General features: G+C 55.0%; 17 protein-coding genes and 4 tRNA genes. 3 read left to right on the top strand and 18 right to left on the bottom strand.

The features are described 5' to 3' along the window. Positions 1-153: 153 nt before the first annotated feature. Positions 154-1,365 carry an MFS transporter gene (locus HBM95_22020; protein ID NIH45582.1) on the top strand — a complete coding sequence of 404 codons (1,212 nt, stop codon included), beginning with the start codon at positions 154-156 and terminating at the stop codon, positions 1,363-1,365. A 506-nt stretch (positions 1,366-1,871) separates the two neighbouring features. Here HBM95_22020 and HBM95_22025 read toward each other — a convergent pair. The 17 genes from HBM95_22025 to trxA form a co-directional block, all read right to left on the bottom strand. Continuing rightward, positions 1,872-1,948: transfer RNA gene (locus HBM95_22025), tRNA-Pro, on the bottom strand. A gap of 45 nt (positions 1,949-1,993) precedes the next feature. Beyond that, positions 1,994-2,079 (bottom strand) — tRNA-Leu (locus tag HBM95_22030). A gap of 21 nt (positions 2,080-2,100) precedes the next feature. Next, positions 2,101-2,176 (bottom strand) — tRNA-His (locus HBM95_22035). Between the two features lie 68 nt (positions 2,177-2,244). After that, positions 2,245-2,321: transfer RNA gene (locus HBM95_22040), tRNA-Arg, on the bottom strand. Positions 2,322-2,423: 102 nt separating this feature from the next. Then, entirely contained in the window at positions 2,424-3,809 is a 1,386-nt protein-coding gene (locus HBM95_22045; GenBank protein NIH45583.1) for an amino acid permease, read from the bottom strand. Between the two features lie 197 nt (positions 3,810-4,006). Continuing rightward, positions 4,007-4,747 (bottom strand): lipopolysaccharide N-acetylmannosaminouronosyltransferase, encoded by a 741-nt coding sequence (gene rffM / locus HBM95_22050; GenBank protein ID NIH45584.1) that lies wholly within the window; start codon positions 4,745-4,747, stop codon positions 4,007-4,009. A gap of 12 nt (positions 4,748-4,759) precedes the next feature. Further along, entirely contained in the window at positions 4,760-6,112 is a 1,353-nt protein-coding gene (gene wzyE, locus HBM95_22055) for an O-antigen assembly polymerase (GenBank protein NIH45585.1), read from the bottom strand. Beyond that, a complete protein-coding gene (locus HBM95_22060; GenBank protein NIH45586.1) occupies positions 6,109-7,188 on the bottom strand; it encodes a TDP-N-acetylfucosamine:lipid II N-acetylfucosaminyltransferase in 1,080 nt (359 codons plus the stop codon). The genes wzyE and HBM95_22060 overlap by 4 nt, the downstream gene beginning before the upstream one ends. Beyond that, positions 7,185-8,435, bottom strand: coding sequence for a lipid III flippase WzxE (gene wzxE / locus HBM95_22065; protein ID NIH45587.1), 1,251 nt, complete (start codon positions 8,433-8,435; stop codon positions 7,185-7,187). The genes HBM95_22060 and wzxE overlap by 4 nt, the downstream gene beginning before the upstream one ends. A gap of 1 nt (position 8,436) precedes the next feature. Beyond that, on the bottom strand, positions 8,437-9,567 hold the full coding sequence (rffA, locus tag HBM95_22070; GenBank protein NIH45588.1) for a dTDP-4-amino-4,6-dideoxygalactose transaminase: 1,131 nt from the start codon (positions 9,565-9,567) through the stop codon (positions 8,437-8,439). 4 nt (positions 9,568-9,571) lie between these two features. Beyond that, a complete protein-coding gene (gene rffC, locus HBM95_22075) occupies positions 9,572-10,249 on the bottom strand; it encodes a dTDP-4-amino-4,6-dideoxy-D-galactose acyltransferase (protein NIH45589.1) in 678 nt (225 codons plus the stop codon). Further along, positions 10,246-11,508 (bottom strand): UDP-N-acetyl-D-mannosamine dehydrogenase, encoded by a 1,263-nt coding sequence (wecC, locus tag HBM95_22080; GenBank protein ID NIH45590.1) that lies wholly within the window; start codon positions 11,506-11,508, stop codon positions 10,246-10,248. Before wecC ends, rffC begins: the two co-directional genes overlap by 4 nt. Then, complete coding sequence (wecB, locus tag HBM95_22085; GenBank protein ID NIH45591.1) at positions 11,505-12,635, bottom strand: UDP-N-acetylglucosamine 2-epimerase (non-hydrolyzing); 1,131 nt, start codon at positions 12,633-12,635, stop codon at positions 11,505-11,507. The genes wecC and wecB overlap by 4 nt, the downstream gene beginning before the upstream one ends. A gap of 56 nt (positions 12,636-12,691) precedes the next feature. Beyond that, on the bottom strand, positions 12,692-13,738 hold the full coding sequence (gene wzzE / locus HBM95_22090; protein NIH45592.1) for an ECA polysaccharide chain length modulation protein: 1,047 nt from the start codon (positions 13,736-13,738) through the stop codon (positions 12,692-12,694). 13 nt (positions 13,739-13,751) lie between these two features. Continuing rightward, the gene (gene wecA / locus HBM95_22095) at positions 13,752-14,855 is read right to left on the bottom strand and encodes a UDP-N-acetylglucosamine--undecaprenyl-phosphate N-acetylglucosaminephosphotransferase (GenBank protein NIH45593.1); all 1,104 of its coding nucleotides are present in this window, start codon (positions 14,853-14,855) and stop codon (positions 13,752-13,754) included. A 242-nt stretch (positions 14,856-15,097) separates the two neighbouring features. Beyond that, entirely contained in the window at positions 15,098-16,357 is a 1,260-nt protein-coding gene (rho, locus tag HBM95_22100; protein ID NIH45594.1) for a transcription termination factor Rho, read from the bottom strand. Positions 16,358-16,701: 344 nt separating this feature from the next. After that, complete coding sequence (gene trxA / locus HBM95_22105; protein NIH45595.1) at positions 16,702-17,031, bottom strand: thioredoxin TrxA; 330 nt, start codon at positions 17,029-17,031, stop codon at positions 16,702-16,704. Positions 17,032-17,175: 144 nt separating this feature from the next. On the opposite strand from trxA, the gene rhlB reads away from it, so the two are divergent. Further along, positions 17,176-18,444, top strand: coding sequence for an ATP-dependent RNA helicase RhlB (rhlB, locus tag HBM95_22110; protein NIH45596.1), 1,269 nt, complete (start codon positions 17,176-17,178; stop codon positions 18,442-18,444). A gap of 6 nt (positions 18,445-18,450) precedes the next feature. Beyond that, entirely contained in the window at positions 18,451-19,935 is a 1,485-nt protein-coding gene (gene gppA / locus HBM95_22115; GenBank protein ID NIH45597.1) for a guanosine-5'-triphosphate,3'-diphosphate diphosphatase, read from the top strand. Positions 19,936-19,982: 47 nt separating this feature from the next. Here gppA and rep read toward each other — a convergent pair whose 3' ends face one another. Then, positions 19,983-22,007: a DNA helicase Rep gene (gene rep, locus HBM95_22120; protein NIH45598.1), complete on the bottom strand. Its 2,025-nt coding sequence runs from the start codon at positions 22,005-22,007 to the stop codon at positions 19,983-19,985. Positions 22,008-22,021: the final 14 nt, after the last annotated feature.

Genomic DNA, 22,021 nt, shown 5'->3' on the forward strand with positions numbered 1-22,021 from the left:
ACGGCCTCCTTTTTTTATCACTGTTCTCCTGCTACATTCTTTACACCGACAGCCGCAAACGAACCCGCCAATGTAACGATATCTTTTCATTAACCTTTTTTCGCACATGCGCGATCTGCGCATGGACTAAATCGTTTCTGAAAGGAAAGCGTCATGAACTCGCTTTTATACGCGCTTATTGAAGCGCTGCGCTGCCATCGCTGGCTGCGCCTGCTTGCCTGTGCTTTTATCTTCTCTTCTCTGGGAAATGGGTTAACCCAGGTCGTCGTCTTCGGCCTGCTGTTAGCGTGGTCGGCCCCGCCAGCGCTGCTGACCCTCGCTTTTCTGTTCGCCACGGTGCCGGGGTTTATCGGCAGCATGCTCGGCGAAAGGCTGTGCTCGCGCTTTTCTCCGATATCCCTGCTGATATTGACCGAAGGACTGGGCTTACTTGCCCTGCTCTTTCCCCTGCTTGGCGTGGGTTATCATAGCGTTGCCGCGTTACTCGCCGTGCAATCCACCGAAGCGCTGCTCAGCGGGATGAGCTGGCCCGCCCTGACTTTACTCTTTAAGCGCGGACTCAGCGAAACGGAACTGCCTGCCGCCACCTGCCTGGAAAATGTGATTTTTGCGTCTCAGGTGTTATTAGGTACCGGGCTGGGCGTGGTGCTTTTTCAGAAGATACCCGTGCTCGCCTTGCTGGCCATTGATGCCATCAGCTTTCTCGGGTCGCTGGTCATGCTATGGCTGGCGGGAGGCCTGTTTACTTCGGCGTCACGCACCGGCCATGTGGAAAAGGGGGCTTCAGCGACATTGCGCTGGCAGACATTGACCGTTCGGCAGAAACGCAGCTTGCTCATTTTGCCGGCGCTGGCCGCCGTCGGGTCACCTGCGATGGCGCTTCTTCCGGCGCTGGCCCAGCAGCTCCGTCCTCAGGACGCGGCGGGCCTTGCTCTGCCTTTGCTTTTCGCGAGGAGTATGGGGCAGCTTTGCGGCCCTCTGCTGCTGCAAAGAGACAGCCTGGCGCGTTTTGCGGCTCATACGCCGCGACTGTTGCTTTGCCTCGGCATCTTTCTGGCCGCTTATGGAATGCTGCCGTTTATGGCCGGCTGGATAGGGTATGCGCTGGGGATGATCTTTGTCGCGCATCTGGCCTCAAACGTGCTTTTTGCGGCGGGTACGTTTGGCGTACTCAGTAATTTTCAGGCCGCGCAAACCGCTATAGCCAGCGGTAAAGCCTGGCGCTGGCAAACGCTCAGTGCCTCTCTTTTTACCGGAGTAGCAGCGATAGTGGCATCAGAGTTTGGCTCAGTACAGGCGCTTTATATGGTTTCGTCAGCGGCTCTGCTGATGGTTGCCCTCATCATGCGCTTTTATCGGGAATAAGACATAAAAAAACGCCTGCTATAAAAGCAGGCGTTAAAACAGGTCTGTAAGACAACATATTTGGTGCTTCACTCAACGTTATGTCCATGGTGTCTGATGAGGCCGAAGCGACATCTGTCAGTGGACGATAAGCACCGTAAATGGCTCTGCGTCATTCCTGAGTTTATGAGGCACTAAGGCGAACATAAGAGATGGAATGAGCATCTACGCGTATATTATTGCACGTAACGTGCCAGATTTACACGCAGAAGTTTTACATGGCGCAACATTTTAAGATAAAAGGAAATTATGCTGTTCAGCGGCATCTGACGCTTCACAACGTATCGGCAAAAGCATAAATATGTCGCCAGGAAGAGACAGCAAATTCCTTAAATAATTATTTCCTGTAATTTCAATTTGTTGTATGTCGCTGAATCGCGACAGTGATACAGAGCGCTGTCGGGGGATAACTACAGGGGAGAAAAGTTGCAGAAAACAAAAAACCCCGCCGAAGCGGGGTTCAAAATTGGTCGGCGAGAGAGGATTCGAACCTCCGACCCACTGGTCCCAAACCAGTTGCGCTACCAAGCTGCGCTACTCGCCGATGTACTGCTTTTTTGAATTTTTAGTTCAATTTATTAAAAAGTCGTGGTGCGAGGGGGGGGACTCGAACCCCCACATCCTAAGGACACTAACACCTGAAGCTAGCGCGTCTACCAATTCCGCCACCTTCGCAATTCACAACTCTTTCAATAATGGGGTGGCTAATGGGATTCGAACCCACGACAACTGGAATCACAATCCAGGGCTCTACCAACTGAGCTATAGCCACCACTGTATTCTTTCACGCGGTACTGACTACTTCTCAGACCACCGCAGCTCTAGCGCCGGGAACTAAAATGGCGCGCCCGACAGGATTCGAACCTGAGACCTCTGCCTCCGGAGGGCAGCGCTCTATCCAGCTGAGCTACGGGCGCTTAGCGCCGTTGCGGGGCTGGATATTACGTACCTCCGCCCCCGCTGTCTAGTGCTTTTTTGAAAAAAATGCGCGTTTGGTTATGGTTTGCACATTTTGCCGCTTATTCCTCCACTTTCTGCGTGGTGGCACGGCGACCCAGGCCAAGAAGCTTATACGCGGCCGTCACTGCCGCCAGGAAGATCAGCCCGACAAACAGCGACATGCGGGTATCTTCATTAAAGTACATTCCAATTAATACGCAAATCAGGAACGCCATCGTCAAATAGTTCGCATACGGGAACAGAATCGAGCGAAACGGATGGCTGGCGATCGCTTTTTTATGCGCATGGCGGAAACGCAGTTGGCTGATGAGGATAACAAACCACGGCACCATGCCCGGCAACACGCTGGCGCTGTAGACGTAAACAAACACGCGCTGTGGATTAGGAATGATGTAATTCAGGCAGGAACCAATCAGCAGGATGACAATGGAGACCGCTACGCCCGCTACCGGCACGCCAGCACGTGAGACTTTACTCATTGTCGCAGGCAGCTGGTTATTTTTCGAGAGCGCGTAGAGCATACGGCCACAGCTGTACATCCCGCTGTTACAGCCTGACAGCGCTGCCGTCAGAACCACAAAGTTGATGATACCCGCTGCTGCTGTAATTCCGATCTTCGCAAAGGTTAATACGAACGGACTCCCCGTCGTCCCGATTTCGTTCCACGGGAAGATGGTGACGATGACGAAGATCGCACCCACGTAGAAAATCAGGATACGCCATAGCACTTTGCCCACCGCACTACGCAGCGTGACCTGCGGGTTTTTCGCTTCACCGGCGGTAATCCCGATCAGCTCCACGCCCTGGTACGAGGCCACAACGATACACAGCGCCGTCAGGAAGCCCTTCCAGCCGCCGGCGAAGAAGCCGCCGTGTTCAGTCAGGTTGCCAAAGCCGATGGCGTGTCCGCCGTTGCCAAAGCCATAAAAAATCACGCCCAAACCAATAACAATCATCACGATGATGGTGGTCACTTTGATCATCGCAAACCAGAACTCGATTTCACCGTAAAGGCGCACGGCTGCAAGGTTTGCCAGGGCCACCAGCCCCACGGCAATGAGAGCCGGTATCCACTGGGCCATGTCCGGGAACCAGAACTGGACGTAAACCCCTATCGCGGTGATTTCAGAGATGCCCACCGCCATCCACATAAACCAGTATGACCAGGCCGTCAGGTAACCAAAGAACGGGCTCATATACCGGTGTGCGTAAACGGCGAAGGAACCGGTCACCGGCTCCAGAAAGAGCATTTCACCCATTGAGCGCATGATGAAGAAAACAAACAGCCCGGCGATGATATACGCCAGTAATACGGAAGGGCCTGCCCATTTTAGGGTGCTTGCGGAGCCCATAAACAGGCCAACGCCGATAGTGCCGCCCAGCGCTATCAGTTCGATGTGACGAGCTTCCAGCCCACGCTGTAGCTCCGGTTGTTTCTCTGCCATAGATCCTCGATTGTGTTTGCTGTTTCCCGGCTTAATACCGGTTATTGTTTTTTAGGGGTACTAAAATACGGTGCGAATGGTTTCTTAAAATCGGCCAAATGGCAAACGATGCATTAAAAAAATGAATGCATTGCACAAAATATCAGCAGTTTTGCAGGCGAGTTGCAGCGCGAATAGCATATCGCGCTGCATTCTGATTACATTTTCCCGGTATAGTGCCAGGCGAGGTAGCGAAGCAGACGAATCTGTCGTTTAATGCGCGTCGGTTGCGATAGCAGGCGGTAAAGCCACTCCAGCCCCAGATTTTGCCAGACCTTTGGCGCACGCTTAACATGGCCGGTAAAGACGTCGTAGGTGCCGCCGACGCCCATGTAGAGGGCATCCGGACAGACCAGACGGCAGTCGCGCATCAGGATCTCCTGGCGCGGGGACCCCATCGCCACGGTGACGATTTTTGCCCCGCTGTCGCGCACGCGAGCAAACAAAGCCTGCTGGTCTTCAGGCTTGAAGTAACCATTCTGGCTGCCGACGATATTCACATTCCATTGACGACGCAGTTTCTCTTCGGTCTCGGCCAGCACTTCAGGCTTACCGCCAATCAGGAAGACTGGCGTACCTTCCGCGCCTGCGCGGGCCATAAGCTGCTCCCAGAGGTCGGCACCCGCCACGCGGGAAACATTAGCGTCAGGATACTTTTTACGGATAGAGCGGACCACGCTGATACCGTCCGCGTATTTAAATTCAGCCGCTTCAATCAGGCTTTTCACCTCGGCGTTATCTTCCACCGCCAGCATCTTTTCCGCGTTGATAGCAACCAGCGTACCGGATTTCATCTGCCCGTCGGCGAACAGAAAGTCCAGCGCGTGCTGCATGTCGCGCCAGCCAATAAGCTGCAGGCCACGAAGCGCATAGCGCGGTGCAGAAGTTTTATCAGTCATTACTTTCCCTACTCAGACTTGCGACAGCGTTGTGTTGCCCTGTTGCTCGCGCTTGTGCACAAGCCCTGCGCTGTCGAACAGCCAGTACAACAGTTTGGCCAGTAACAGGCAGATGCCAAAAACGACCATGAAGAACACCACGCGTGAAACGAACGAGTCCAGACCCTCGCGCGCCAGAACGATCATATTGAAAATGGCACCAAAGCAAAAACTGTGCAAAATAGCCGCCTTGTAGCGGTTGGTCTCTTCGTTACCACGCACGTAGAGCCAGTCGAACCACTTGATAATCAGCCCTACGACAAACGCGCCCGGCAGGATAAACCAGCCTCCTCCCATCACCACCAGGGAACCAATCAACGTTGGCGAGATCGCCAGGCCCGAATGGTTGTTGAGCACTTCCCAGGTAAAATAGTTCGCGGTGTTGAGCACCACACCAGGGCGGTCCGGCCACAGCCAGCTCGGGATAAAGACGTAGAAGTCGCGAACAATCGGCGCCAGCCCCTGGAAATCAATCTTGTCGTAGTTTTGCAGCAGCAATGCCAGATTTTCCCACGGCGAGAAGGTGTCGCGCGTCAGGTAGAGGAACGTGTAAAACGCCTCATCGCCCGCCACGTTCATCCCGTAGCGCTTCAGCGCCAGCCAGAACATCCCCACAATGCCAAACACGCCTGCCGCAACCAGCATCCACAGCGAGATCCAGCCGCGGATAATGCCGATAAACAGGAAGATAGCGAAAGCGATGATAATGTTGGCGCGCGTACCGCCCACAATCATGTAGGTCAGGATACCGAACGCAACGGTACTGACCAGGAAGAACAGCCACGCTTTGCTGTCCTGGCGCAGGAAGAAGATCACCAGCATCGCCGGGATGAAGAAATAGAAGAATCGCTTAAGCGCCACGCCTGAGACTTCGGCCGAAAAAATCTGGCTGTAGGAGTGGAGCTTAAACAGCAGGAAGCCGTTATGCATGAAGAAGATGCCAACGCTGACCAGGGCGATGGTCATGAGCATCACCCACGTCAGATGGGTCTCCACCCGGTTCATGGTAAAGAGCGCTCGACGCGGGGCGGCGGCCTGCGCTGGCCGCAGACGCGTTTTATAGGTGACGTAGTAAACCGCATAGAAGCAGGTCGCCGCCAGCAGGGCCTGGAGGAGAATCTCCGGCGGCGCGACGCTCACGTCAAAACGGAAGACCAGAATGCTGGTCAGCGGGAAGCCGAAAAAGAATGTCAGCAGAAACAGCAACGAGAAGAACACGTTAAAGTTGAAGCGCACGCGGCGGAACTCAAACCAGGTGAGCGTGGCGATAAACAGGGTGCTCAGAAGCCAGACAACCAGTAAGCCGCTGAATTGCAACTGACTCATGCGTTGTCTCCTGAAGCGATACGCAGCGCGCGGTGCCACGGCGTGAGGTAATTCGGGCTGAAAAAGTCGATGCTATTTTTATCCACCAGCGTGAGCTGGCGCTGTGCTTCACGCACCACTTCGACATTCAGCATGTCTGAGGTGAACAGCACCGGAATATGCTGCTCGGCCATGTCCTGCCAGAACGGGTTGTCGCGGTTGAGCACGCACGGTACACCCGCCTGAATCAGCAGGCACAGCGTACCAATACCCTGCTGGCGGGCAAAGATGAAATAGCCCAGATCGCATTTTCGCAGCAGCGCAAGATAGTCATCAAACTCCAGCTTTTCGCTGAGAATGTGCAGATTTCCTTCGCTGAATAACGCAAGCCCCTGCTGGCGAACCTCATCAATGTAGGCTTCGTTGTTGACCGGATAACCCATCGGCACCACCACGTTCACCGTGTCACCAAACTGCTGGTATACCGCCCGTAGCGCGGCCACATGTTCGTTACTGCGGTCGCCGGAATTCCCCACCAGGATCGTCAGCTTGCCTTCGCGAACCGCGTCATTCGCCATGGTGTTCAGCGCCGGGTCCATACGGGTTGGGAAATAGAGTAGCTCGCCGCGCACGTTCGGGTGCAGCTTCGCAAAATAATTCAGATCGCCGCGGGTGGCAAAAACGCGGCCCACCCTTCCCTGCGCCATGCGACGCAGGGGATAGAAAAGACGGAACTTCCAGCCGCGGGAAACTTCGTAGAGATCAGCTCCCCAGATATGCCAGCTGCACTGGGAGGGTTTAATTCCCCCGCTGAGCAGAGCCAGCCACAGGCCGGTATTGAACTGCCCGTGGAAAAAGAAACGTTGCTCACGATCCGCTTTGGCTTTGGCAATAACCGCCTTCGCCAGGGAAGCTTTATCCGGCCAGAAGGCGATAGTCAGCGCCGGAAACGCCGCGCTCAGGCCATTATCCTGACCTGCAACCATAAACTCGCGCGCATCAGGATTTCCTGATGCCAGCTCGTCGTTAAAGAACCGCAAAACGGTCTGGTTATGGTGTGGGATATCCGATCCCAGGATATGAATCAGTGCAGTCATGCGCGTTTACGCCACAATAAAAATACGCCGCAGCAGGCAGCGAAATAAACGATATAGGTTGCCATATAGGCCTGAGCCGCCCCCAGCGCACCGTGCGCGGGTATCAACCAGTGTGAAAATGCTGTCAGTAGCGCAAACTGGCTAATCTCCGCCAGGATATACAGCCGCAGCGAAGCTTTCGCAATCACCAGATAGCCGAAAACGTAAGCCCCCACTTTCAGCACATCGCCCACCAGTTGCCAGGCAAAGAGATCGCGCATGGCGGTAAACTTTGCGGAGAAAAGCAGCCAGATGGCAACATCGCGCAATAGCCAGACGGTCAAACTGGCCGCCGCCACAGCGGGTAATACGAAACGCAAGGAGCGGGAAATTTCGCGGGTAATCTCCTGCCGGGACGTCAGGCGCGATAAGGTTGGCAGCAAATAAACGCTAAAGGAAGCCGTTATAAACTGGAGGTAAGCGTCGGAAATACTGCTTACCCCTTGCCAGATCCCCACCTCATCCCAGCTGTAATGCGCCGCCAGCAGGTTTCGCATCATCACGTATGCCACTGGCAGCGTGACGGAAGTAATGAGCGCCATCAGGGTAAACTTACCCAGCTGGCTGACAAGCACCTTGTCCCATTGTGGTTTCAGGTAACTCAGAGGGATAACGCCCCGACGCATTAGCATAAATGCCGCAGGCACAACAACCAGCGCCGGGACCAGCGCAAGCCCCAGCAGTGCGCCTTCATAGCCGCCCAGGCGATAGCAGAAGTAATAGGCAATCACGCCGATGACGCTGCCCAGGATTAAGGCAAGCGCGTTCCCGGCAGCATCGCGAAAACCTTTCATCAGCGCCAGCAGCAGGTTAGCCCAGGCAATGCCCATCTGGACCAGCGCAACCAGACGCACCAGCCCCTGGTAATGGGTGTGCCCGAACAATCCCTGGCTGATGGGCGCCGCCGCCAGCAGAAACACAATCGCCAGCAGGGTCGAAAAGCCCGTCACCATCGCCGACGCGGTGCCCACTACCCTGCGAAGCTGGGCCGCATCATCATGATATTGAGCAACGTATTTGGTCACGCCGTTGAAGATTCCGGCACCGGCCAGCACACCAAGGACGGTGACAAGCTGGCGGAAGTTGCCCGCCAGCCCCACACCAGAGGGCCCAAATGAGACGGCCAGCAGCTTAACGACCAGCAGTCCGGCACCAATTTTTACAAGCGTGGACGCGGCGGTCCACACCGATGCTTTTGCCAGAGACATATCAGCTGAAATAGCTCAGAAGGGTATTGATCACCGTACGCTGGTTAACTGGTGCGAGGTTGTAGAACAGCGGCAAGCGAAGCAAACGCTCACTTTCTTTAGTAGTGTAACGATCTTCACCCGCGAACGTGCCAAATGCTTCTCCGGCCGGGCTGGAGTGCAGCGGGATATAGTGGAACACCGCCATAATTTCGGCCTCTTTCAGCCAGGCGATGAGCTGGCTGCGATCGTCGTTATCGCGCAGCTTGATGTAGAACATGTGGGCATTATGGACGCAATCGGCCGGAATGGTTGGCAACTCAATACGCCCGGCTTTGGCCAGAGGCTCCAGCGCGTCGTAATAGGTTTGCCACAGGGACAGGCGCTGGAGATTAATCCGCTCAGCCGCTTCCAGCTGCGCCCACAGGTATGCCGCCTGCAGATCCGCCATCAGATAGCTGGAGCCGATATCGCGCCAGGTGTACTTATCAACCTGACCGCGGAAGAACTGACTGCGGTTGGTGCCTTTTTCGCGGATCACTTCCGCACGCTCAACCAGGGCACGATCATTAATCAGCGTCGCACCGCCCTCACCGCCAGCGGTGTAGTTTTTCGTTTCGTGGAAGCTGAAGCAGCCAATGTGGCCGATCGTGCCCAGCGCGCGCCCCTTGTAGGTGGACATCACGCCCTGCGCGGCATCTTCAACCACAAACAGGTTGTGCTTTTTGGCGATCGCCATGATGGTGTCCATTTCACAGGCCACGCCCGCGTAGTGAACCGGCACAATCGCGCGCGTTTTATCGGTGATCGCCGCTTCAATCAGCGTCTCATCAATGTTCATGGTGTCCGGGCGGATATCCACAAAGACGATTTTCGCCCCGCGCAGGACAAAGGCGTTTGCCGTGGAGACGAAGGTATAGCTCGGCATGATCACTTCATCACCGGGCTGGATATCCAGCAACAGGGCCGCCATTTCCAGCGATGCCGTGCAGGACGGGGTCAGCAGCACCTTAGCGCTGCGAAAACGCTGCTCCATCCACTGCTGACAGCGACGGGTAAAACCGCCGTCACCGCAGAGTTTGCCGCTGCCCATGGCAGACTGCATATAGTCGAGCTCGGTTCCCACGACGGGTGGTGCGTTAAATGGAATCATCTTGTCACCTGTATAACCAGTAGGCGGTGGCGTCGATGTTGGCACCACTCGCAATATAACGTTTAAGCGCGGCGGTATTGCCCACCTGGGTCGCCACCCGCAGCGTCTCAACCTGCTGCTGCTGCGCCCAGTGCAGCGCCGCCTGCATGAGTTTCTCACCCATGCCGCGCCCGGCTAATAAGCCAATACGCGCCTCACGCGCGTTGAGCTTGCGCAGCGAGACAAATCCCTGAATCTGACCGTTCGCTGTACGGAAAACCAGGCAGACGTGGTCAAAGGTGCCTTTGACCGCATTCTCTACCCACTGGGCATAGAAACGTCCGCTATCGTCAGGGGCATACCAGGGCGTGCGAAAGCGGCTCTGCGCAAACGCCTGAGCCGCCATCTGGCGCAGCACAGGAATGTCCTGTTCCGTTGCAATTTCCGCGCCGGACACATCGTGCCGGGTAAGGGCAATGGAAAGGTCTACCTCACCCTCAACCAGCTGAAAACCACGCTGCTGGAGCGCGTCAAGCAGGTCGGCACGGTCCGCCGGGATCTTAGCCTGCACGCGCTGCCAGACGCTGAAGTCTACTTCCTGCAGGGCGGGCGCATTTTCGCACAAGCGGACTATCGCCGAGGGGCGGGCAAAAAATGTGCTTTCCCACTCAAGGGATTCAAGCACCCCGTGAAGTTCACTCAACGCCAGACGCCTTTCGTATCAACCACATACTGCTGACGTACGGCATCACCGGACGTCGCTTTAAACTCTTTATGATCCACCAGCAGCACCAGCACGTCCGCCGTCGCCAGCGCGTCATCGAGCGCCGTCAGCGTGCAATGCCCCGCCAGTTTTGCCGGCAGTTCATGAACATTTGGCTCGACCACCAGCGTTTCGCCCTTATGCCATTCGGCAATCATCTCGGCAATTTCCATCGCCGGGCTTTCGCGCAGATCATCAATGTTGGGTTTAAATGCCAGACCAAAGCAGGCAATTTTCAGCTCGCTGGCGCGCTTACCGCTCTCTGCCAGACAGTCCGCTACCGTCGCTTTAACCTGGTTGAGCACCCAGTGAGGTTTGCTGTCGTTCACTTCTCGCGCGGTGCGAATCAGACGCGCCTGCGCCGGGTTCTGCGCCACGATAAACCACGGGTCGACGGCGATACAGTGGCCGCCCACCCCCGGGCCAGGCTGGAGAATGTTGACGCGCGGATGGCGATTCGCCAGGCGGATTAACTCCCAAACGTTAATCCCCTGATCGGCGCAAATAAGCGACAGTTCGTTAGCAAAGGCGATGTTAACGTCACGGAAGCTGTTTTCAGTCAGCTTGCACATCTCGGCTGTGCGGGAGTTGGTCACTACACATTCGCCTTCCAGGAAAATCTTGTACAGCGCGCTGGCGCGTTCAGAACAGACCGGCGTCATGCCGCCAATGACGCGGTCGTTTTTAATCAGTTCGACCATCACCTGCCCCGGCAGCACGCGCTCCGGGCAGTAGGCGATGTTGATATCCGCCTGCTCGCCAGCCTGTTGCGGGAAGCGTAAATCAGGACGCGCTTCTGCAAGCCACTGTGCCATCTGCTCGGTGGCCCCCACCGGAGAGGTTGACTCCAGAATCACCAGCGCGCCTTTCTTCAGCACGGGGGCAATGGATTTTGCCGCCGCCTCGACATAGACCATATCGGGCTCGTGGTCGCCTTTAAAGGGCGTTGGAACGGCAATCAGGTAGGCATCCGCTTCCACTGGCGTCGTGCTGGCGCGCAGGAAGCCGCCATCAACCGCCTCTTTCACGACTCGGTCAAGATCGGGCTCTACAATATGAATTTCGCCACGATTAATGGTTTCTACCGCCCGTGCGTTGATATCCACACCGACAACCTGTTTTTGACGGGAGGCGAATGCCGCCGCCGTGGGCAGGCCAATATAGCCAAGGCCAATGACAGAGATAGTAGTAAAACTCATAGCGATACCCGATTGTGTTTAAGTGCATGCAAAATACGGCCACAAGCCTGCCCGTCTCCATACGGATTGTGGGCCCGGCTCATCGCCTGATACGCTTCATCGTCGTGCAGAAGGCGAGTGACCTCTTCGACGATGAGCTGTGCGTTGGTGCCGACCAGACGCACCGTCCCGGCTTTAACCGCTTCCGGACGTTCAGTGGTTTCACGCATCACCAGTACCGGCTTGCCAAGAGAGGGCGCTTCTTCCTGAATCCCACCCGAATCGGTGAGGATCAGCCAGGCGTGGTTCATCAGCCAGACAAACGGCATGTAGTCCTGCGGTTCAATCAGCAGGACGTTTTCGACGTGGCCCAGGATGCGGTTGACCGGCTCGCTGACGTTAGGGTTAAGGTGTACCGGATAGACAATTTGCACATCGTCGTTCTGCGCGGCGATTTCAGCCAGCGCGTGACAGATTTGCTCAAAACCCCGTCCAAAGCTTTCGCGACGGTGGCCAGTGACCAGAATGGTTTTTTTGCCGTTATTCAGGAACGGATAGCGGGCAGCGAGCTCTTTCTGCAGCTCGCCGTTTGCCAGCACGCGATCGCGTACCCAAATCAACGCATCAATGACCGTATTGCCGGTCACAAAAATGTTGTTATCGGCGACATTTTCACGCAGCAGATTCTGGCGAGAGTTCTCGGTTGGCGCAAAGTGGTACATCGCAAGATGGCCAGTGAGCGTACGGTTAGCCTCTTCCGGCCATGGAGAATAAAGATTGCCGGTGCGCAGGCCCGCTTCAACATGACCGACGGGAATACGCTGGTAAAACGCGGCCAGGCTTGTTGCCATCGTCGTCGTGGTATCGCCGTGCACCAGCACGACGTCGGGCTTGAATGACTCCAGGATAGGCTTGAGCTCTTGCAGAATGCGGCAGGTTATTTCCGTCAACCCTTGTCCCGGCTTCATAATATTGAGGTCGTAATCCGGGACGATGGAAAAGAGGGTTAGGACCTGATCGAGCATCTCACGGTGCTGGGCCGTGACGCAGACCTTCGCTTCAATATCAGGATCGCTGGCCAGCGCATGAACCAGAGGCGCCATCTTAATGGCCTCCGGCCTGGTGCCAAATACGGTAAGTACTTTCACATCGATTCTCTTCGATTAGGCGATGAAGGCCATAGCCTTCATCGTAGACGGCGATCTTAGTTTGTGCGACGACGCGTTAACGCCACGCCAGCGCCCGTCAATGCGCCCACAATCCCCCACATGATCATCAGGAATGCACGACGCGGACTATCGCGTTTTACAGGTTCTTCAGGCGTTCTCAAATAACGATAGGTCTGAAAACGCGGATCCAGGGAGGGGCCGACATTAAGCGTATTAAGCATCGCGCGATTTTGATCGTAGTCGAGGTCAAAATCAGGCCCAACGGCCTGCAGATTTTCCAGACGCGCCTGCAGCATTGGGCGACCAAGAAGGAACATTTCAGAATCAGGTAATTCATCAGCCGGAACGTTCGTCTCAGTGCGGGAAATGTTGTGCTGTTCCGCAATTTTCAGCGCCTGCTGAATGTTATGGACGCGGCGCGCAAAAATAGCGTTTGCCACCTCTTCCTGACGTTTGACCTGCGCCTTCATCTGGATAGTGCGGGCTGCCCAGGCACCTTTGAGCTCTTCATTGAGATGGCTTGCGGCACGCTGGCTGGCAAACGCGACGTACTGGCGCAACAGATTGTTGGCGTCCGGCGCGGTTTCGGCAATCAGCTTAACGCTGTCGTTGACGTTACGCAGCGCGTCGCCCGGCAAAAACTGAACATTGTTAATCAGATCGTCCAGCAGCGCGGCATCGGCTTTGGTGTTATCAACCCGACGCTGCTTGTAGTAATCCGTCTGGGACCAGAAATCCCGGCGCGTATCCCACGAGGCCAGCTGCATCACAAACTCTTTGTAGGCTTCATCCATAACGGAGGCCTGGTCTGGCGTGGCAAGGCTGGCTTTAAGATCCAGGTTTCGCAGGAATTGCTGCTGGGAATAGTACCCCCCGAGCATGTTAACCGTTGGTCTGTCCGTGATTGCCGTGGCGCTCCACTCCTGTTTTGCAAAGAATGTATAAGCCAGCGCTAACAGTGCGAACCCCACCGCCATCCCCGCAATCCAAAGTTTGCCTGCCCATAACACGCGAAACAAACCCCGAATATCCAGTTCATTCTCAGTTACCACTGATTTCGCTCCCGCCAACGGTTGAGTCATCATAGTCCCGGTTTTACTTAGTTAATGTTGTGTTTTTGCCACTGTTACGACGCATCCTGCGTTTAAGACGTTTAATGAATCGTGCCACCTTCCATGCGCGCTTAATGCAGTAGCCGTACAGGAAAAATGCTAGCAAGAATAATACCAACATTACCCACTCAGGAATAACATGAGAATATTCTGCAGCTACTCCGATCGCGGCCAGAATAGCGGCGGCAAGAGTAATCAGGACAAACGCCTGACGTGAAGTAAAACCGGCACGCATGATGAGGTGATGAATATGCTGACGATCGGGAGAGAAAGGACTCATCCCCTTACGCAGACGGCGGTACATAATCGCCACCATATCCATTAGCGGAATGGCGATAATCCACAGGGCGGTTACCGGACTGATTGGGTGAGTTTGACCTTGTGTGGTTTCCAGCAAAATCCAGATAACGGTAAAACCGATTAGCGTACTACCCGCATCCCCCATAAACACTTTATAGCGACGACCCAGCGCGCCAAGGTTTAAGAGGATATAAGGCAGGATGGCGGCAATCATGGCAAAACACCACATTGCCAGGCTGTACTGACCATCAAACCACAAAATAATGCCGATGGCAGCAAACGATACGGAAGACAATCCACCGAGCAGACCGTCGATACCATCCACCATATTGAAAGCATTAATCGCCGCCCAGACGGCAAAAAGCGTCAGGAAAAAGCCAAAGGGACCCAGAACCAATTCCCAGGGGCCAAACACATAGCCGAGGCTTCTCAGATACAGCCCACCGACTACCATCATAATCACGCCAATGGCCGCCTGAACGGTGGCGCGTATCTTTACCGCGATATCGAAGCGATCGTCCAGGGCCCCGATTAATACCAGGACGCCGGCACAGGCAATGTAGAGGGCGGCATGCGGAATATAATAATCAGCAATACCAAACGTGAAACATATCCCTGCGTATACAGAAATCCCGCCGACTAAAGGAATAAGTCCCTGATGGCGTTTACGAAAATTGGGTTTATCCACTAACCCTATTCTTTTTGCCACCTTGCGCGCGATGAACAAAAAACAGGTTGTGAATAAAAAAATGCTGATCAGTTCAGTAACGGCGGTGAATAGATTCACAATGGATTGCTCTCAACAAATGTTAGTCCCGGAAGTATAACCATGAAGCCATTACCTCAGAAGTAATAAAGATGGCTTCCTACAACTCCCTTTGTATATTTTTCAAACAATTATTACTTTGACTGTACAAACGGTCTTATTGTCGCACTGAGCGGTCAAAATTGGGAGTAGTTGGTACTAGCGTATAGTCCATAAAAGAAAAACGCCACGTAAAAACGTGGCGTTCGCTGGCTTTATTTACGTTACGAGCGCTTCATCATGTCGAAGAAGTCGTCGTTGGTTTTGGTCATCGCCAGTTTGTTAATGAGGAACTCCATCGCGTCAATTTCACCCATTGGATGGATGATTTTGCGCAGGATCCACATTTTCTGCAGCTCTTCCTGCGTGGTGAGCAGCTCTTCTTTACGGGTACCGGAACGGTTGTAGTCGATAGCCGGGAAGACGCGTTTTTCAGCGATCTTACGAGAAAGGTGCAGTTCCATGTTACCTGTACCTTTAAATTCTTCGTAAATCACTTCGTCCATTTTAGAACCGGTATCGATCAGCGCCGTTGCGATGATGGTCAGGCTGCCGCCCTCTTCCACGTTACGTGCGGCACCGAAGAAGCGCTTCGGACGATGCAGGGCGTTAGCATCCACACCACCGGTCAGCACTTTACCGGAAGCTGGCACCACGGTGTTGTAAGCGCGCGCCAGACGGGTGATAGAGTCGAGCAGGATGATCACGTCTTTCTTGTGCTCAACCAGGCGTTTAGCCTTCTCGATAACCATTTCCGCAACCTGAACGTGGCGAGATGCTGGCTCGTCAAAGGTAGAAGCAACCACTTCACCTTTAACCAGACGCTGCATCTCGGTTACTTCTTCCGGACGTTCGTCAATCAGTAGCACCATCAGCACGCAGTCTGGGTGGTTATAGGCGATGCTCTGCGCGATGTTCTGCAGCAGCATGGTTTTACCCGCTTTCGGCGGCGCCACAATCAGACCACGCTGGCCACGACCGATTGGCGATGCCAAATCCAGAACACGCGCGGTTAAGTCTTCGGTAGAACCGTTACCACGCTCCATGCGCAGGCGAGAGTTCGCGTGCAGCGGCGTTAAGTTCTCAAAGAGGATCTTATTACGCGAGTTTTCCGGCTTATCGAAGTTAACTTCATTGACTTTCAACAGCGCAAAGTAGCGTTCACCCTCTTTAGGAGGACGAATCTTACCTGAAATGGTGTCACCAGTGCGGAGGTTGAAACGGCGGATTTGGCTGGGGGATACGTAGATGTCATCAGGGCCGGCGAGGTAGGAGCTGTCTGCAGAGCGGAGGAAACCAAATCCGTCTTGCAATATCTCCAGCACACCGTCGCCAAAGATATCTTCGCCACTCTTAGCGTGCTGCTTCAGGATGGCGAAAATGATGTCCTGCTTGCGCATACGAGCCTGGTTTTCCAGCCCCATATTTTCGCCGAGAGTGATCAGCTCAGAAACCGGCGTATTCTTTAATTCGGTAAGATTCATAATGGTGTGGGTTCTTAAACTCGGGGTGATTCTCGAACTTAATGTTGTGAATGGTATGGCAGGGTCATCCATGCCTGTTTAGCGGCCATCACCTCATGTCTGTTCGCTGTCTGGTCACAGGGAAAGAACGCAGAACTGAAACGACAAGACGGATTGAGTGACAAGCCCGGAATTTAGCCACTTCACGCATTGTTCATGTCAACAACGGGAAGTATCGGGTAAAACAAGATTCAAACAACAGATATGTTTAAAACGAAGTCATAGCTAACTTAGCACGACTTCAGCCGGGCGTCCAGAGTTCCACATCATTTAGCCGGGGGCTCTGGACGCACAGCGGAGAAACCTTACGCCAGGTTAGCGTCCAGGAACTCTTTCAGCTGACCTTTGGACAGCGCGCCCACTTTGGTCGCCGCCACTTCGCCGTTTTTGAACAGCAGAAGGGTCGGGATGCCACGGATACCGTATTTTGGTGCGGTACCCGGGTTCTGGTCGATGTTCAGCTTGGCAACCGTCAGTTTGCCCTGATATTCGTCAGCGATCTCATCCAGAATCGGGGCGATCATTTTGCAAGGACCACACCATTCAGCCCAGAAATCGACGAGGATCAGCCCGTCAGCCTTAAGTACGTCCGTGTCAAAACTGTCGTCAGTCAGGTGAATAATTTTATCGCTCATATATAACTCCACAGGAATAAGCCTGGTACGTTGGTTTTGTCTCCACCAACGACGTGTTGATGTCGCATTAACCAACTAAAGGTTGACTTTATTTCACCGGATACGCTTTCGTAAAGCAATAGTAAGCTGATATTCTACCACACTATGAGCAAAACACATTTAACAGAACAGAAGTTTTCCGACTTCGCCCTGCACCCGAAGGTGATTGAAGCCCTTGAAAATAAAGGGTTTCATAACTGCACGCCCATTCAGGCTCTCGCCCTGCCGCTGACGCTGGCCGGTCGCGATGTTGCAGGGCAGGCGCAAACCGGTACCGGCAAAACGATGGCGTTCTTAACGTCAACGTTCCATTATTTACTTTCTCACCCAGCGATTGCAGACCGCAAAGTTAACCAGCCGCGCGCGCTAATTATGGCCCCGACGCGAGAACTGGCGGTACAGATCCATGCAGACGCTGAGCCTCTGGCGCAGGCCACCGGCCTGAAGCTTGGCCTGGCCTATGGCGGCGACGGCTACGATAAGCAGCTGAAAGTGCTGGAAAGCGGCGTGGATATCCTGATCGGTACCACCGGCCGTCTTATCGACTACGCCAAACAGAATCACATTAACCTCGGCGCAATCCAGGTTGTGGTGCTCGATGAAGCTGACCGTATGTACGATCTGGGCTTCATTAAAGACATCCGCTGGCTGTTCCGCCGTATGCCGCCGGCCAACCAGCGCCTGAACATGCTGTTCTCTGCAACCCTCTCCTACCGCGTTCGCGAGCTGGCGTTCGAGCAGATGAACAATGCGGAATATGTGGAAGTGGAACCTGAGCAGAAAACGGGTCACCGCATTAAAGAAGAGCTCTTCTATCCTTCCAATGAAGAGAAAATGCGTCTGCTGCAAACGCTGATTGAAGAAGAGTGGCCCGATCGCGCCATTATCTTCGCGAACACTAAACACCGCTGTGAAGACATCTGGGGCCATCTGGCTGCCGATGGTCATCGTGTTGGCCTGTTGACCGGCGACGTGGCGCAGAAAAAACGCCTGCGTATTCTGGAAGAGTTCACCCGTGGCGATCTCGATATTCTGGTCGCAACCGACGTGGCGGCACGTGGTTTACACATTCCGGCCGTGACGCACGTCTTTAACTACGATCTGCCAGACGACTGCGAAGACTACGTACACCGTATCGGTCGTACCGGTCGTGCGGGCGCAAGCGGTCACTCGATTAGCCTTGCGTGTGAAGAGTATGCGCTGAATCTTCCAGCCATTGAGACCTACATCGGTCACTCTATCCCGCAGAGCAAATACAATCCGGAAGCGCTGTTAAGCGAACTGCCGCCGCCTAAGCGTCTTACCCGCCCGCGCTCCGGCAATGGTCCGCGTCGTTCAGGCGGCGCACCGCGTAATCGTCGTCGTTCAGGTTAAGAAAATATGCTCAGCTCCACCTCGCTCTATGCGGCAATTGATCTCGGTTCGAATAGTTTTCATATGCTGGTTGTGCGTGAGGTGGCGGGAAGCATACAAACGCTGACGCGCATTAAGCGCAAGGTCCGCCTCGCGGCGGGCCTGAGCAGCGATAATCACCTCTCCCCTGAAGCCATGGAACGTGGCTGGCAGTGTCTGCGCCTCTTTGCTGAGCGTTTGCAGGATATCCCGCATGCCCAAATCACCGTCGTCGCCACAGCGACGCTCCGACTGGCGGTTAACGCCGTAGATTTTATTGCCAAAGCGCAGGAAATTCTGGGGTGTCCGGTTCAGGTTATCAGCGGCGAAGAAGAAGCACGCCTGATCTACCAGGGCGTTGCCCACACCACCGGGGGTGACGATCGCCGCCTGGTGGTGGATATCGGCGGTGCCAGTACCGAGCTGGTCACCGGCACCGGCGCGCAGGCCACGTCACTGTTCAGCCTGTCGATGGGCTGCGTGACCTGGCTTGAGCGCTACTTTACCGATCGGAACCTGGGGAAAGAGAATTTCGACGAGGCAGAAAACGCCGCGCGCGAAGTGTTACGCCCGGTGATGGACGAACTGCGCTATCACGGCTGGAAAGTCTGCGTGGGTGCCTCAGGTACCGTGCAGGCCCTGCAGGAAATCATGATGGCGCAGGGAATGGACGAGCGAATTACGCTTGCCAAACTTCAGCAGCTTAAACAGCGTGCCATTCAGTGCGGACGCCTGGAAGAGCTGGAAATTGAAGGCCTGACGCTGGAACGTGCCCTGGTTTTCCCGAGCGGGTTGGCCATTCTGATTGCCATATTCACCGAACTGAATATCCAGTGTATGACCCTGGCCGGCGGCGCGCTGCGCGAAGGTCTGGTCTACGGGATGCTGCATCTGTCGGTGGATCAGGACATCCGCAACCGTACTCTGCGCAACGTGCAGCGCCGTTTTCTGGTTGATATCGATCAGGCAGGCCGCGTATCGCAACTGGCATCACGCTTTGCCGACCAGGTCGCTAACGCCTGGGATCTTGATCATCTGAGCCGCGATTTATTGCTGAGCGCCTGTGCGCTGCACGAGGTGGGGCTAAGCATTGATTTTAAGCAGGCACCTGCTCACGCAGCGTATCTGGTGCGCAACCTGGATTTGCCGGGCTACACGCCTGCACAGAAAAAGCTGCTGGCAACGCTGCTGCTAAACCAAACCAATGCCGTAGACCTCTCCTCTTTGCATCAGCAAAACGCCGTACCGCCGCGCGTGGCCGAGCATCTGTGCCGCCTGCTGCGTCTGGCGATCCTGTTTGCCAGCCGCCGCCGCGATGATTTGCTGCCTGCCATTAATCTGCTAGCCGATGATGAAAAGCTGACGCTGACGCTGCCAGAAAACTGGATTGATAATCACCCGCTTGGGGCAGAGATGATCGAGCAGGAGTGCCAGTGGCAGAGCTATGTGCACTGGGTACTCGAGGTGAAGTAATACGCTGAACATTGCCGGGTGGTGGCTTCGCCTTACCCGGCCTTGTATTATCCTTTCTCTTTGGCTTTTGCCAGCATGGCGCGGATGTTTGCCACGTTAGCCTGCCCCTTGTGCATCCGCTCTTCTGCGGTAATCACCTTGCGCTCCTGTTCCCAGATCAGGTCATCTTGCGGCAATTCCAGCAGGAAACGGCTCGGTTCCGGGCGGACGAGTTCACCGTACTGGCGGCGCTCTTTACAAAGCGTGAACGTCAGCTCCTTCTGCGCACGGGTGATCCCCACGTAGGCCAGGCGGCGCTCCTCGTCGACGTTATCTTCATCAATGCTGCTCTGGTGCGGCAACAGTCCCTCTTCCATGCCGACCAGATACACATACGGGAACTCAAGCCCTTTTGACGCATGTAGCGTCATAAGCTGAACCTGATCGGCCTCTTCTTCGCTCTCGCCGCGCTCCATCATATCGCGCAGGGTAAAGCGAGTGACCACCTGCGTCAGTGTCATCGGCTCGTCGATTTCAGAGCCCTCCAGCATTTCGGTCATCCAGCTGAAAAGCTGGTTAACGTTTTTCATCCGCATCTCAGCGGCTTTCGGGCTGGCGGAGGTTTCGTACAGCCAGGATTCATAGTCGATGCCGTGGATCAGATCGCGTACGGCTGCCACAGGCTCGCGCTCTGCCAGCCGCTGTACTTCGCCAAGCCAGTGAGTGAAGCGGGTTAAATTATCATACCCGCGCCCCGTCAGCGTCTGGCTCAGGCCCATATCAAAGCTGGCGGTAAACAGGTTTTTATTGCGGGTCATCGCCCACTCGCCGAGCTTTTGCAGCGTTGCCGGTCCAATCTCTCGCTTCGGTGTATTCACGATGCGCAAAAACGCGCTGTCATCATCCGGATTAGTGAGCACGCGCAGATAGGCCAGCAGATCTTTGATCTCTGGACGCGAGAAGAACGAGGTGCCGCCCGAGATCTTGTACGGAATGCGGTTCTGCATCAGCATCTTTTCAAAGACGCGCGACTGGTGATTGCCGCGATAAAGGATAGCGTAATCTTTATATTCGGTTTTATTGACGAAGTGGTGAGCGATGAGTTCGCCCGTCACGCGCTCCGCTTCATGATCCTCATTGTTGGCGCTGAGCACTTTCAGCTCCGTGCCGTAGCCCAGTTCGGAGAAGAGACGCTTCTCAAAAACGTGCGGGTTATTGGCAATCAGGATGTTTGCTGCCTTCAGGATACGCCCGGAGGAGCGGTAGTTCTGCTCCAGCTTAATCACCTGCAGGGCGGGGAAATCTTTGCTCAACAGCACCAGGTTTTGTGGGCGCGCGCCGCGCCAGGAGTAAATTGACTGGTCATCATCGCCTACCACGGTGAAACGCGCGCGCTGCCCCACCAGCAGCTTCACCAGCTCGTACTGGCTGGTGTTGGTGTCCTGATATTCATCCACCAGCAGGTAGCGGATTTTATTCTGCCAGCGCTCGCGCACTTCTTCATTGCGCTGCAGCAGCAGCGTGGGCAGCAGGATAAGGTCATCAAAGTCCAGCACGTTGCACGCTTTCATATGTGCATCGTACAGACCGTAGCAGTGGGCGAAGATCCGATCCCGTTCACCTTTAGCGATCGCCGCGGCCTGGGCCGGGGTCATCAGATCGTTTTTCCAGTTCGAGATCGTCGAGATCAGCTGCTGCAACAGCACCTTATCATCTTCGATCAGCCCCTCAGTAAGCTCTTTAAGCAACGCCACCTGGTCGGTATCGTCAAAAAGCGAGAAATTAGACTTCATTCCCAGCGCCGCATACTCGCGTTTGATGATATCCAGCCCCAGCGTGTGGAAGGTGGAGATCATTAGCCCGCGCGCCTCTTTGCGCCCCAGCGTCTGGCCGACGCGCTCTTTCATCTCGCGCGCCGCTTTATTGGTAAAGGTGACCGCCGCAATGTGGCGCGCCTGGTAGCCGCAGCCGCGGATCAGGTGCGCAATCTTGTTGGTGATGACGCGCGTTTTACCGGATCCTGCGCCCGCCAGTACCAGACACGGTCCGGTGACAAATTCGACGGCTTGTTGTTGTCCGGGGTTTAAACGCATAAATGATCGCTCAA

Source organism: Enterobacter asburiae, from assembly GCA_011754535.1.
GTDB lineage: Bacteria > Pseudomonadota > Gammaproteobacteria > Enterobacterales > Enterobacteriaceae > Enterobacter > Enterobacter cloacae_N.